This is a genomic window from Bacteroides finegoldii DSM 17565, assembly GCF_000156195.1.
Taxonomy (GTDB): Bacteria; Bacteroidota; Bacteroidia; order Bacteroidales; family Bacteroidaceae; genus Bacteroides; species Bacteroides finegoldii.
This window is the reverse complement of sequence record NZ_GG688322.1, coordinates 190,205-202,397: the sequence shown is the minus strand read 5'-3', so window position 1 is coordinate 202,397 and position 12,193 is coordinate 190,205. Positions and strand designations below refer to the sequence as shown.

The 12,193-nt window shown below is 44.4% G+C and carries 12 protein-coding genes; 1 reads left to right on the top strand and 11 read right to left on the bottom strand.

What is annotated here, in order from left to right; all coding sequences use genetic code 11:
- Nucleotides 1-27: 27 nt before the first annotated feature.
- The 8 genes from BACFIN_RS11145 to dnaB all read right to left on the bottom strand — a co-directional run bounded on the left by BACFIN_RS11145 (nucleotide 28) and on the right by dnaB (nucleotide 8,470).
- On the bottom strand, nucleotides 28-228 hold the full coding sequence (locus tag BACFIN_RS11145; RefSeq protein ID WP_004295603.1) for a winged helix-turn-helix domain-containing protein: 201 nt from the start codon (nucleotides 226-228) through the stop codon (nucleotides 28-30).
- Nucleotides 229-382: 154 nt separating this feature from the next.
- Nucleotides 383-841, bottom strand: coding sequence for a C-GCAxxG-C-C family protein (locus BACFIN_RS11150; protein ID WP_007752559.1), 459 nt, complete (start codon nucleotides 839-841; stop codon nucleotides 383-385).
- 40 nt (nucleotides 842-881) lie between these two features.
- Nucleotides 882-1,646, bottom strand: a complete 765-nt coding sequence (locus tag BACFIN_RS11155) for an exodeoxyribonuclease III (protein ID WP_032839541.1) — start codon at nucleotides 1,644-1,646, stop codon at nucleotides 882-884.
- Between the two features lie 29 nt (nucleotides 1,647-1,675).
- A complete protein-coding gene (locus tag BACFIN_RS11160) occupies nucleotides 1,676-2,929 on the bottom strand; it encodes an Nramp family divalent metal transporter (RefSeq protein ID WP_007752553.1) in 1,254 nt (417 codons plus the stop codon).
- Nucleotides 2,930-3,154: 225 nt separating this feature from the next.
- On the bottom strand, nucleotides 3,155-3,400 hold the full coding sequence (locus BACFIN_RS11165) for a TIGR03905 family TSCPD domain-containing protein (protein ID WP_007752551.1): 246 nt from the start codon (nucleotides 3,398-3,400) through the stop codon (nucleotides 3,155-3,157).
- Nucleotides 3,401-3,406: 6 nt separating this feature from the next.
- Complete coding sequence (locus BACFIN_RS11170) at nucleotides 3,407-4,141, bottom strand: YebC/PmpR family DNA-binding transcriptional regulator (protein WP_007752549.1); 735 nt, start codon at nucleotides 4,139-4,141, stop codon at nucleotides 3,407-3,409.
- A gap of 31 nt (nucleotides 4,142-4,172) precedes the next feature.
- A complete protein-coding gene (pheT, locus tag BACFIN_RS11175; RefSeq protein WP_007752548.1) occupies nucleotides 4,173-6,635 on the bottom strand; it encodes a phenylalanine--tRNA ligase subunit beta in 2,463 nt (820 codons plus the stop codon).
- A gap of 266 nt (nucleotides 6,636-6,901) precedes the next feature.
- Nucleotides 6,902-8,470: a replicative DNA helicase gene (gene dnaB / locus BACFIN_RS11180; protein ID WP_007752540.1), complete on the bottom strand. Its 1,569-nt coding sequence runs from the start codon at nucleotides 8,468-8,470 to the stop codon at nucleotides 6,902-6,904.
- Between the two features lie 237 nt (nucleotides 8,471-8,707).
- Here dnaB and ispE point away from each other — a divergent pair, with 237 nt between their 5' ends.
- Nucleotides 8,708-9,532 (top strand): 4-(cytidine 5'-diphospho)-2-C-methyl-D-erythritol kinase, encoded by an 825-nt coding sequence (ispE, locus tag BACFIN_RS11185; protein ID WP_032839540.1) that lies wholly within the window; start codon nucleotides 8,708-8,710, stop codon nucleotides 9,530-9,532.
- A gap of 254 nt (nucleotides 9,533-9,786) precedes the next feature.
- Here ispE and galE read toward each other — a convergent pair whose 3' ends face one another.
- From galE to rsxE, 3 genes are all read right to left on the bottom strand, one after another.
- Entirely contained in the window at nucleotides 9,787-10,821 is a 1,035-nt protein-coding gene (gene galE / locus BACFIN_RS11190) for a UDP-glucose 4-epimerase GalE (protein WP_007752533.1), read from the bottom strand.
- Nucleotides 10,822-11,001: 180 nt separating this feature from the next.
- Nucleotides 11,002-11,574 carry an electron transport complex subunit RsxA gene (gene rsxA / locus BACFIN_RS11195; protein ID WP_007752531.1) on the bottom strand — a complete coding sequence of 191 codons (573 nt, stop codon included), beginning with the start codon at nucleotides 11,572-11,574 and terminating at the stop codon, nucleotides 11,002-11,004.
- Nucleotides 11,575-11,596: 22 nt separating this feature from the next.
- On the bottom strand, nucleotides 11,597-12,181 hold the full coding sequence (gene rsxE, locus BACFIN_RS11200) for an electron transport complex subunit RsxE (protein WP_007752528.1): 585 nt from the start codon (nucleotides 12,179-12,181) through the stop codon (nucleotides 11,597-11,599).
- Between the last annotated feature and the right edge of the window lie 12 nt (nucleotides 12,182-12,193).

The window sequence follows — 12,193 nt, the reverse complement described above, 5'->3', positions numbered from 1 at the left end:
TTTTTATTGCTTAAGTGAGTTACTCGCTTAGATCAATTTGATGAAGAGTTCACCTTCAACTTCTTCCACAGAGACTTTGTCTTCTCTCAATAACCAGCCAAGTCCGAGGAACAAATCTTTGTCAACCAATTTAGTTGCTTTCTTCAATTGCTTGGCAGTCATTCCTTCTGTTTCATTCAGTGCATTCCAGATAGTACCTGCAATCACACCTGCTTTTTCTTTCAACATTTGCTTTGAAATTTTAGTTAGACATGCTTTAAATCATCCGGTCTTGAAAGACTTTCAGATTTTATTTCGGGGACAAAGATAGCTATTTTTATGTTATAGAACACTTTATTGAAGTTTTTTTTATTGATTTTGTAAGAATAATGGCTTTTTTCCCTTATTTGGGATGGTTTTCGAGATATTCAGACCAGATTCTCGCCGCTTCTTCCACCATTTTCGCACAAGGACGTTTGCTATAATATTGAGCAGTACGTTCTTCCGGAACATTTGAAACCAGTTCTTTTTTCTTCAATCCCAACAATTCGCCACAAATCAGCGACCCGTTGCGTTTTTTAAACTCAGCAGCCAATTCCTGGACAACTGCATAATTTGCCGCCTTTCCCTCGCGGTCTGTCGCTTCCGTAGCTCCGGTTTCGAGTCCTGCCACCAAGAACATACCGCAAGCAGCACCACAAGTTTCGCGCATCCGGCCTATTCCTCCACCAAAGGATGCCCCCATGCGCAGAGCCTGTTCCTGCGTGAATCCGTACATATCTGCAAAAGCTGCCACTACGGACTGTGAACAATTGTATCCGCTTTTAAAAAGCTCTACTGCTTTTTGTACTCTATCTTCCATATTATTGTCTTTTTATTATATTCATCCCGACCCTAAAAACTCAACGGTCAATCTCCAACACCATCGGACAATGATCGGAATGCACCGCCTCATTCAGAATCCGCGCACTCTTCAGCCATCGGCGTACCGGCTCGCTGGTCATACAATAATCTATTCGCCAGCCTTTATTTTTGGCACGCGAATTAAAACGGTAACTCCACCAGGTATACTCCTGTTTTTCCGGATAAAGCAGACGGAAAGAATCAATAAAGCCTGCCGAGAGAAAACGCGTCATCCATTCCCGCTCTTCGGGGAGGAAACCGCTATTCTTCGCATTACGGACAGGATCATGAATATCAATCGGTTCATGGCATATATTATAATCACCGCAAAGAATCAGATTCGGACGTGTCTTCCGCAGCTCTGTCACGTATTTCTGAAAATCCTCCAGCCACACCATCTTGAATGCCTGGCGTTCGTCCCCGCTAGTCCCCGAAGGGTGGTACACGCTTACCACCGACAAATCGCCGAAGTCCGCACGGATAAAACGGCCTTCATTATCGTATGCTTCTATTCCCATCCCGTATTCCACGTGGTCAGGTTCTTGCTTGGTCAATATGGCCACTCCGCTATATCCTTTTTTCTGTGCCGAATACAAATACGACTTATAGCCCAATGCTTCAAACACTTCCGCCGGGTATTGATCCGGCTGTAGTTTTGTCTCTTGCAGACAAAGAATATCCGGATTTTCCTGCGCCAGCCATTCCGGGAAACCTTTGGAGACAGCAGCACGCAAGCCGTTCACATTATAAGTTATAATCTTCATCATTATATATTTATTGATTCACGTTTATTTTAGGAAAACAGAAGCATGATATTCAGTACGGATACAATTATCGCAATAGTATACAGCACAAATGTGCTCCAACGACTATTCACATAATTCCCCATCACCTTTCGGGAAGATGTCAGTCCGACTTGCAGAAAGACCGTGAAAGGCAATTGGATACTAAGTATCATCTGCGAAATAATCAGCCCCTTAAAAGGATCTCCGATAAAGAAAATCAGCAATAAGGCGATTCCTAGCGATAAAAGGACTCCCACTTGCGAGTGACTGTCTTTGATGTGATAAGACTCACCGAAAATACCGGCAAAGATGGAACCTGCCGCCATCCCGCTTGTAATGGTGGACGAAATGCCCGCCATCAGCAATGCCAAAGCAAATACAATGGCAGCGTTGCTGCCCAGCAACGGTTCCAGCAAGGACTTGGCCTGTTGCAGTTCCTCCACTTGAATGCCGCTTTTAAAGAAAGTCGCGGCAGCCAGCAGAATCATGGCACTGTTAATCGCCCAACCGATAACCATTGAGAACAGCGTATCGAACAACTCATATTTCAGTACTTTCTTGATAGATGCATCATCTTTCTTGTTATACTCGTGACTCTGTATCACTTCCGAATGCAAAAACAGGTTATGAGGCATTACCACCGCTCCCAGCACGCTCATGATTATCAACATACTTCCTTCGGGAAACGAAGGAGTCACCCACCCCGCTGTTGCAGCCGGCCAGTCTATCTGCACCAAGAAAAGCTCATAAATAAACGAAAGTCCGATGACAGACACAAACGCAATGATGGAACGTTCTATTTTTTTATAGGAGTTGGTGAAAAGCATGATGGACACAAAAAGCGTAGTCAGCACAGCTCCCCATACAATAGGAATATCGAACAGCATTTCCAATGCGATGGCTCCACCCAGAATCTCTGCCAGCGAAGTAGAGATGGAAGCCAGCACCGCCGTACCAAGAATAGGACGGGATACCCATTTGGGAGTATATTTGGTGGCAGCTTCCGAAAGGCAAAGTCCGGTGACAATCCCCAAGTGAGCAACATTATGTTGGAGGATGATCAGCATAATCGTGGACAAGGTAACCACCCACAGTAATGAATAGCCGAATTCGGATCCGGCGGCAAAATTAGAAGCCCAGTTTCCGGGATCTATAAATCCGACAGTCACCAGAAGTCCCGGACCAATATATTTGAAAACATCCAGTCCGCCCAAATAGCGTTTATGATCTTTGCGTTTTAAGTCTTGAAAAAGATTCTTCATTGCTGCATAATAGTTTATTCAGTACAAATATACTTATAAATAACGAGTAGGGATCAATTTTGGTTCAAAATACCGACAAATAAGGAAAACGCTACTAACATCAAAAGCCCAAAGCAGTATCATAAAAGAATGCGGATCAACACAAACTTACACAAAGATTAAATTTAATCTGCGATAATTTGCGTTAATCCGCGTTTCCTATCTTATACTTGAGACCGGATGATATCAATACCCCATCTCATGCAATGCACGGCATAACTGGTCCGGACACGAAGTGGGTCTGCCACCACAGCGTACTCCTTCAAGTTTACTTATCACGTCCTCCACCTTCATTCCCTTTACCAGGCGCGAAAGACCTTGAAGATTGCCGTTGCATCCTCCCCAAAAGGCCACTTCTTTCACCACTCCATCTTCCACATTCAGTTCAATGTTGGTGCTGCAAGTGCCTTTCGTCTTATAAACATATTCCATGAACTGTTATTCTTCGCCTTCCGGTTGCATATTGGTATAAACGGTCTGCACGTCATCAAATTCTTCCAAACGTTCCACCATCTTATCTAATGTCTCACGCTGTTCCGGAGTAACCTCTTTCAGATCGTTCGGGATATAAGTGAAGTCTCCACCGACATCTTCGAAACCACATTCTTCCAAATGTTTCTGAATGGCGGCATAGCTCTTAGGATCACCATAGATCGTAATTGTTCCTTCTTCCTCATCTTCATCATATTCATCTTCCACATTATAATCTATCAGGTCAAGAATCAGCTCTTCCATATCCAAGTCCTCTTTCTTCTTGAAAGTGAAAATACACTTATGGTCGAAAAGAAATGCCAAAGAACCCATTGTACCCAAGTTTCCGCCGAATTTGTTGAAAACGGAACGCACGTCCGCTACGGTACGGGTAGGGTTGTCGGTAAGTGTATCTACGAATACAGCTACTCCGTGAGGGCCGTATCCCTCATACGTCATGCCCTTATAGTCACTCTGGTCTTTACCCATCGCATTCTTGATGGCACGCTCGATGTTATCCTTCGGCATGTTTTCACGCTTACAAGTAGCGATCACCGAACGGAGTGTCGGGTTGTTTTCGGGTTCCGGACCACCTGCCTTTACAGCAATAGCGATTTGTTTACCCAGTCTTGTAAATGTTTTAGCCATGTGGCCCCATCTCTTCAGCTTGGTAGCTTTTCTATATTCAAATGCTCTTCCCATTGGTTTATATTTTTAGATTGAAATTTTAAACTTATCTAAGTTTGGCTCCTAGTTTATCTTCCAGGTTTTTCACCAGTTTCGACATGATCTTATCAATCATCTTATCATTCAATGTCTGGCTCTCGTCTTGAAGCAAGAAACTGACCGCATACGATTTCTTACCAGCTTCCAGATTCTTGCCTTCATATACATCGAAGAGTTCCACTTCTTTCAGCAACTTCTTCTCTGTCTCGTAAGCGATCTTCTCGATTTCGGCAAACTGCACATTCTTGTCGAGCAGCAAAGCCAAATCGCGCCGTACAGCCGGGAACTTGGAAAGCTCCTTGTAGCTGACCTTAGCCGAGCGGACAGCTTTCAGCAATTCTTTCCAGTTCAAGTCAGCGAAATAGACTTCATTGTCTATATCGAACGCTTTCAGCAGCTTCTTAGTAACTACACCGAAAGAAGCAAGGCGTTTGCCACCCTTCGTATGGACAGACAGTGCGGCAGCAAAGATATCATCAGACAGATTGCCTATCACCAGATTGTGCAAATCCAGTCCTAAACGTTTCAAGATATTCTCCACATATGCTTTCAGCTCATATACCGAACTGTTCTCATCCGGATGCGCCCATGAGTTGGAAACCTTCTTGCCTGTAACCCACAGACCCAAATGATAATCTTCCGAATAAGGAGCCAACGCTTTTTCCGGGTTCTTCTTGTCCCCGTCGAAATAATAACAATTACCAAATTCAAAGAATTTCAGATCCGCATTTTTACGATTGGCATTATGGGCAATGCTTTCCAATCCACCGAACAGCAAAGTCTGGCGCATAGCGTTCAAATCAGCGCTTAGCGGATTCAACAGCATAACCAGGCGATTGGAAGGATAAGTTTCCAGACCGTCATAATAAGCCGCACGGGTCAATGAGTTGTTCAATATTTCATTGAATCCACAGCCCACCAATTGTTCGGCAACCAGATTCTGCAATTTATTCGACTTGTCATGCTCGCCTTTAGTAGTCAGACTGGATTTCAACGTAGTCGGAATTTCCACATTATTGTATCCGTAGATGCGGAGAATATCCTCAATCACGTCACAATCACGCTGCACATCCACACGATAAGGAGGAACGGCCAGTGTCAGTCCTTCCTGCGTCTCATTAGTTATCTTCATTTCCAGGCTCGTCACAATGCTCTTGATTGTCTCTACCGGAATCACTTTACCAATCAGCGAATGTACTTTCTCGTAAGACAGGTCTACTATGAAATCCTGTGCAGGAGTAGTATATACATCTTTTATTTCAGAAGAGATAGTACCGCCTGCCAACTCTTTTACCATTATGGCAGCCAGTTTCAGACAGTAAATCACACTATTCGGGTCGATGCCGCGTTCAAAGCGGAAAGAAGCATCGGTATTCAAGCCGTGACGACGGGCCGTCTTACGCACCCATGTAGGATGGAAATAAGCACTTTCGATGAAAACATCCGTTGTAGCTTCCGTAGAGCCGGAATCCAATCCGCCAAATACGCCCGCAATGCACATGGCTTCTTCCTTATTGCAAATCATCAGGTCGCGGTCACTCAACTTACGTTCCACCTCGTCCAATGTAACGAACGGAGTTCCTTCGGGCATTGTCTTTACGATAACTTCATTACCCTTTATCTTACCGGCATCAAAGCAATGCAACGGTTGTCCGAAAGCATGGACAATGTAATTAGTGACATCCACTACATTATTAATAGGACGCACACCGATCAGACGCAATTTATTCTGCAACCATTCCGGACTTTCCTTTACAGTCACTCCTTTCACGGTAACACCGGCATAATGCGGACACGCTTCACTGTTTTCAACCTTTACTTCAATATCCAAATCATGGTTTTCCACTTTAAAGTCATCCACCGACGGACGTTGCAGAGTTGCCTGCTTACCGTTCTGAATCAGATAAGCATACAAGTCACGGGCTACCCCGTAGTGAGAGCATGCATCCGCACGGTTAGGAGTGATATCCACTTCAAGCACATAATCGCTCTTGATATTATAATAATCTTTGGCAAGAGTACCCGGGACAGCATTTTCCGGCAAAACGATGATACCTGCATGATCCGTACCGATACCGATTTCATCTTCAGCACAAATCATACCTGTAGATTCTACACCACGGATTTTTGATTTTTTGATGGTAAAGCATTCGTCCCCGTCATAGAGTTTTGTCCCCAATGTAGCGACTACCACTTTTTGTCCGGCAGCCACGTTCGGAGCTCCACAAACGATCTGCACCGGATCGCCTTCTCCCAGATTGACAGTAGTAATGTGCAGATGGTCCGAATTAGGGTGTTCCACACAGGTCAGCACTTCGCCGATCACAAGTCCCTCCAAACCACCTTTAATGGTCTGCACTTCTTCCACACCACCTGTTTCCAAGCCGATAGAAGTCAACGCAGCCGCCGTTTCATCAGGCGTCAAATCGAAGTTGACATACTCTTTCAGCCAGTTATAAGAGATATTCATATAATTAATTTTTTATTGTTTCTCAAAAGATTCGCAAAGTTAATAAGATTTTTCGGTTGACCGAAAAGGTTAGATAAAAAATTGCAGGTTATTTCACCACAGAGGACACTGAGGACACAGAGTTTTTTCTTTTTATTTAAGCACTCATGTTTAATTAGTTTATAAGTTAATTATACACACTTTGCTTATTACGGATTTACACTTATTTTTCATCTTTCCGATATCCTCTGTGTCCTCAGTGTCCTCTGTGGTGAAATAATACGCAACTAAAATGGCAAAGGTCCATCCCCTCCTACCGGTGCCCCGAACGGATTACCCGACTGCGGAGTAAAGTCCGGTGCCGGTGGTGGCGGAACGGAACCGGCTCCTCCGGCATTCATCTTAGACCCCAGCATAGCACCGGCAGGCTCACCCGGCATAGGAATCACCATGTCATCCTCCGGATTTGAGAAACGGGTAAACTCACCTTTGAATCGGAGCAGCACTTCACCCACCGCACCGTTACGATGCTTGGCTATCACAATCTCCGCCATACCGCGAAGGTCATTACCACGATCATCCTGGTAAATTTTGTAATATTCCGGACGGTGGATAAAACATACCATATCGGCATCCTGCTCGATGGCTCCCGATTCACGAAGGTCGCTCAACTGCGGACGTTTGCCATCAATTCCTTCACGACTCTCCACACCACGATTCAACTGCGACAATGCGACAATCGGGATGTTCAGTTCCTTCGCCAATCCCTTCAGTGAACGTGAAATGGTACTGACCTCCTCCTGACGGCTTCCGAACGCCATTCCACTAGCATTCATCAACTGCAAGTAGTCAATAATAATGATTTTCACCCCATGTTCACGCACCAGACGACGGGCTTTCGTACGAAGCTCAAACACCGACAGAGAGGGAGTATCATCCACATACAGCGGTGCATCCAGCAAATCCTTCAGTTTATAATCCAATTGCTGCCATTCATAATTCGCCAACTGTCCGCTTTTAATTTTCTCACTCGGAATCTCGCAGACATTCGTAATCAGACGATTCACCAACTGGACATTACTCATTTCAAGAGAAAACAACGCTACCGGGTTACGATAATCGACGGCTATATTCTTCGCCATAGAAAGGACGAAAGCTGTCTTACCCATCGCAGGACGGGCGGCAATAATAATAAGGTCAGAATTCTGCCAACCGGAAGTCATCTTGTCCAGCTTCGTAAAACCGCTTTCAAGCCCACTCAATCCGTCCGTTCGTGCCGCTGCCTTCTGAATCAGCTTATACGCTTCGTCAATCACCGGATTGATCTGCGTGTAGTCCTTCTTCATGTTCTGCTGCGAAATCTCAAAAAGCTTTCCTTCGGCTTCCTGCATCAGATCGTCCACATCCAGCGTTTCATCAAATGCCTTACTTTGAATGTTACTGGTAAAAGTAATCAACTCGCGCGCCAATGATTTCTGTGCTATGATGCGTGCATGATATTCAATATGCGCCGAAGAGGCCACTTTGCTACTCAACTGAGTAATATAGAACGGACCTCCGACCTCTTCCAGCTCTCCGCGTTTGCTAAGCTGTTCCTTTACAGTCAGAATATCCACCGGCTTCTGATTTACGGCAAGATCGGTGATAGCGGCATAGATCAGTTGATGCCGGTGTTCATAAAAAGATTCGGGACGAAGAATTTCACTCACCAACGAATAAGCGTCCTTCTCAATCATCAAAGCCCCCAATACTGCTTCTTCCAGCTCAGGTGCCTGCGGCTGAATACGTCCATAATCATTTACCGGTTGCACTTTAGCAGACTTCGTATTGCGGGTGTTTCTTCTCTGTTCGGCCATGAAAACATTTACTATTTTACAATTTACTACTTACTATTTTACGACCGGACAGACTCTTTTATCACATTTATCACGGAATTCCTCCGGTCGGGACGACAAAGATAGAACATAATCACGAAGAATGGATAAGGAAAAATGAAGATTTTACTAACTTTGTCCCTGAATCGCGTTCAGCACAAGATTAATTGCAATGTGCAGCACTGCAAATAGTAAATGGTAAATTATAAAATAGTAAACATGATTACTTTCCCCAACATCAAAATAAACTTGGGACTTTCCATTACGGAAAAACGCCCGGACGGATATCATAATCTGGAAACAGTGTTCTATCCGGTAGCTTTGGAAGACGCGCTGGAAATCCGTACTTCTCCCGACACTGACCGGAAATTCACCCTTTACCAACACGGAATGGAAATAGCGGGCAAGCCGGAAGATAATCTGGTGGTAAAAGCCTATCTGTTGATGGATAAGGAGTTCCATCTTCCTCCCGTAGAGATCCATCTATATAAGCACATTCCTTCCGGAGCCGGACTGGGTGGAGGATCATCCGATGCAGCTTTCATGCTGAAGTTGCTCAATGATCATTATCAGTTAGGGGTATCTGAAGAACAATTGGAGGTATACGCCGCCACTTTGGGAGCAGACTGTGCTTTCTTTATCAAAAACAGACCGACCTTTGCCGAAGGAATCGGTAATATCTTTTCTCCGGTCGAGCTTTCATTAAGCGGCTACCAAATCATGATTATCAAACCGGATGTGTTCGTATCCACTCGGGAAGCTTTTGCAAACATCCGCCCTCATCATCCGGAATATCCTGTCAAAGAGGTCATCCGACGCCCGGTTACAGAGTGGAAAGATACCCTGATCAATGATTTCGAAACCAGCGTATTTCCGCAACATCCCATTATCAGAGACATAAAAGAAGAACTCTATCATCACGGAGCGATCTACGCATCCATGAGCGGTTCCGGTTCTTCAGTCTTCGGACTCTTTGCTCCAGAATCCACTCTACCGGAAATTGATTGGGGAACGGATGCGTTCTGCTTCACAGGAACGCTATAAGAAAATCAATCGAAATATCTATCCCGTCATACTAAAAACGGTACCACGACTCACATCGTAGTACCGTCACAACACAAACACAAAATAAAACACGACAAAACTACTGTGCAACCCCCTGTCTATACCGGAGAGGTATAAGTACTGTTCATATATATTCACATACCCATGAACAGCTTCAGGTCGATCGCATCAATTAAACAAATCCATATTGATTTGTTTGAACTATTTAGATTATAAAAACAAAAAAATTCCATTTATTGAATACCTCTTTCACGAAGTTTCAACTGCCAGTTCCAGGCAGAGCGCAAAGTATCTTCCAAAGTTTCCACAGCTTTCCATCCCAATTCGGAATTAGCGAAATCAGGATTTGCCCAAACTTTTTCAATATCTCCCGCACGACGTCCAACGATCTGATAGTTCAACTTCACACCGGTAGCCTTCTCGAAGCCTTGAATCAATTCCAATACAGAGACACCACGTCCCGTACCGATATTGAATACTTCCACTTTTTCTTTCTGCGCCTTCTCCAAGATACGGCGGATAGCAATCACGTGTGCCTTAGCCAAGTCAACAACATTGATAAAGTCACGGATGCAAGAACCGTCGGGCGTATCATAATCGTCACCGAACACACTCAACTTCTCGCGAATGCCGATAGCTGTCTGAGTCAGATAAGGAATCAGGTTCTGGGGAACACCGTTCGGCAACTCACCCAGCAATGCAGTAGGATGCGCGCCTATCGGATTGAAATAACGCAACATGATTGCATTGATCGGAGCACCGGAGGCTACCGTATCACGGATAATCTCTTCATTAATCTGTTTTGTATTTCCGTATGGCGATTCCGCTTTCTTAATCGGCGCCTTTTCTGTCACCGGCAATTCATCCGGCTGTCCATACACCGTACAAGAAGAAGAGAATACAATACCTTCCACTCCGTGTTTCGGCATCAGTTCGAGAAGGTTGATCAAAGAAACCAGATTATTACGATAATAAAGCAACGGTTTCTCCACCGATTCACCTACCGCCTTGCTTGCAGCAAAGTGGATGATAGCTTTAATTCCTTTATATTTTGTGAATACGGCGTCAAGACCTTCAAAATCAAGACAATCCAACTTTTCGAAAGCCGGACGGATACCGGAAACTTTTTCTATATTGTCGACAACATCAGCACTGGAATTTGATAAATTATCGATGATGATTACTTCATACCCACTGTTTTGCAACTCTACAACAGTATGGGAACCAATATATCCCGTTCCCCCTGTCACTAAAATTCTTTCTTTCATATTCTTTACTTATATGGTTAGTTCTTCGGTCTATTATTGTTTGAGCTACAAATGTATGGAAATAAAATGAGAATGCAATATTCCGTAACCATTTTATTTATAAAAGAATTGGGAACTCATTATCTGTATGTCCCCACACAGCCGAGCCCCCAATTCATATTTAATTATCAACTGTAAATCTTATACCACGCCGGAGAATCCCATGAATGCCATAGCCAGCAAACCGGCGGTGATCAAAGCAATCGGAGTGCCTTGCATTCCCTTCGGGATTTTCACCAGACTCATCTGCTCGCGCAGTCCGGCAAAAAGCACCAGCGCCAGTCCGAATCCGAGAGCTGTTGAGAACGCATACACAACGCCTGTCAGCAAGTCATAGTCTTTCTGAATCACCAGAATAGCCACACCCAAGATACAGCAGTTGGTTGTGATCAATGGCAAAAATACACCCAACGCCTGGTACAGAGCCGGAGAGACTTTCTTCAGAATGATTTCCACCATCTGCACCAGTCCGGCGATCACCAGAATAAAAGTGATTGTCTGCAAATATCCCAGATCGAAAACATCCAGAACAAATTTCTGAATCAGGAAAGTGACAATGGTAGCGATGGTCAGCACGAAAGCAACCGCAGCGCTCATACCCATCGCAGTTTCCACTTTCTTGGATACGCCCAGGAACGGACAAATGCCCAAGAACTGCGACAACACGATGTTGTTTACAAAGATTGCCGAAATAAAAATCAATATATATTCCATATTCTTCTCTTATTTAATTGAATTAGGCTTTCTTCAAGCTGTTGATCAACGCAATAAGGTATCCTAAAGCGATGAAAGCACCCGGAGCCAATACAAATACCAACATTCCGTACTCTTCCGGCATGATTGTCAGATTGAAAATCTTGCCTGTTCCCAAGAATTCGCGGACAGCTCCCAGCAGAGTCAAGGCTATCGTAAAACCAAGTCCCATACCAAGACCGTCGAACATGGAAGCCACCGGATTATTCTTCGCGGCGAATGCTTCAGCACGTCCCAGCACGATACAGTTTACTACGATCAACGGAATGAAAAGCCCCAGTGTGGCATACAAATCCGGCACGTAAGCCTGCATCACCATCTGGAGCAATGTTACGAAAGACGCAATGACTACAATGAACGATGGGATACGTACCATATCCGGAATCAGATTCTTGATGGAAGAAATTACCACGTTCGAGCAAATCAACACAAACATAGTGGCCAGTCCCATACCCATACCATTGATAGCCGATGAAGTTGTACCCAATGTAGGACACATACCAAGCAGGAGCACAAACGTAGGATTCTCTTTGATAATCCCGTTCATCATTACTTTAAAATTATTCATATCTTAATCTCC

What these genes read in the sequence shown, in the direction of transcription:
- BACFIN_RS11165 (WP_007752551.1), bottom strand. Translation starts at nt 3,400, where the DNA reads ATGGAATATGTTTATAAGACGAAAGGCACTTGCAGCACCAACATTGAA.
- pheT (WP_007752548.1), bottom strand. Translation starts at nt 6,635, where the DNA reads ATGAATATCTCTTATAACTGGCTGAAAGAGTATGTCAACTTCGATTTG.
- BACFIN_RS11160 (WP_007752553.1), bottom strand. Translation starts at nt 2,929, where the DNA reads ATGAAGAATCTTTTTCAAGACTTAAAACGCAAAGATCATAAACGCTAT.
- rsxE (WP_007752528.1), bottom strand. Translation starts at nt 12,181, where the DNA reads ATGAATAATTTTAAAGTAATGATGAACGGGATTATCAAAGAGAATCCT.
- BACFIN_RS11145 (WP_004295603.1), bottom strand. Translation starts at nt 228, where the DNA reads ATGTTGAAAGAAAAAGCAGGTGTGATTGCAGGTACTATCTGGAATGCA.
- galE (WP_007752533.1), bottom strand. Translation starts at nt 10,821, where the DNA reads ATGAAAGAAAGAATTTTAGTGACAGGGGGAACGGGATATATTGGTTCC.
- BACFIN_RS11155 (WP_032839541.1), bottom strand. Translation starts at nt 1,646, where the DNA reads ATGAAGATTATAACTTATAATGTGAACGGCTTGCGTGCTGCTGTCTCC.
- rsxA (WP_007752531.1), bottom strand. Translation starts at nt 11,574, where the DNA reads ATGGAATATATATTGATTTTTATTTCGGCAATCTTTGTAAACAACATC.
- dnaB (WP_007752540.1), bottom strand. Translation starts at nt 8,470, where the DNA reads ATGGCCGAACAGAGAAGAAACACCCGCAATACGAAGTCTGCTAAAGTG.
- BACFIN_RS11170 (WP_007752549.1), bottom strand. Translation starts at nt 4,141, where the DNA reads ATGGGAAGAGCATTTGAATATAGAAAAGCTACCAAGCTGAAGAGATGG.
- ispE (WP_032839540.1), top strand. Translation starts at nt 8,708, where the DNA reads ATGATTACTTTCCCCAACATCAAAATAAACTTGGGACTTTCCATTACG.
- BACFIN_RS11150 (WP_007752559.1), bottom strand. Translation starts at nt 841, where the DNA reads ATGGAAGATAGAGTACAAAAAGCAGTAGAGCTTTTTAAAAGCGGATAC.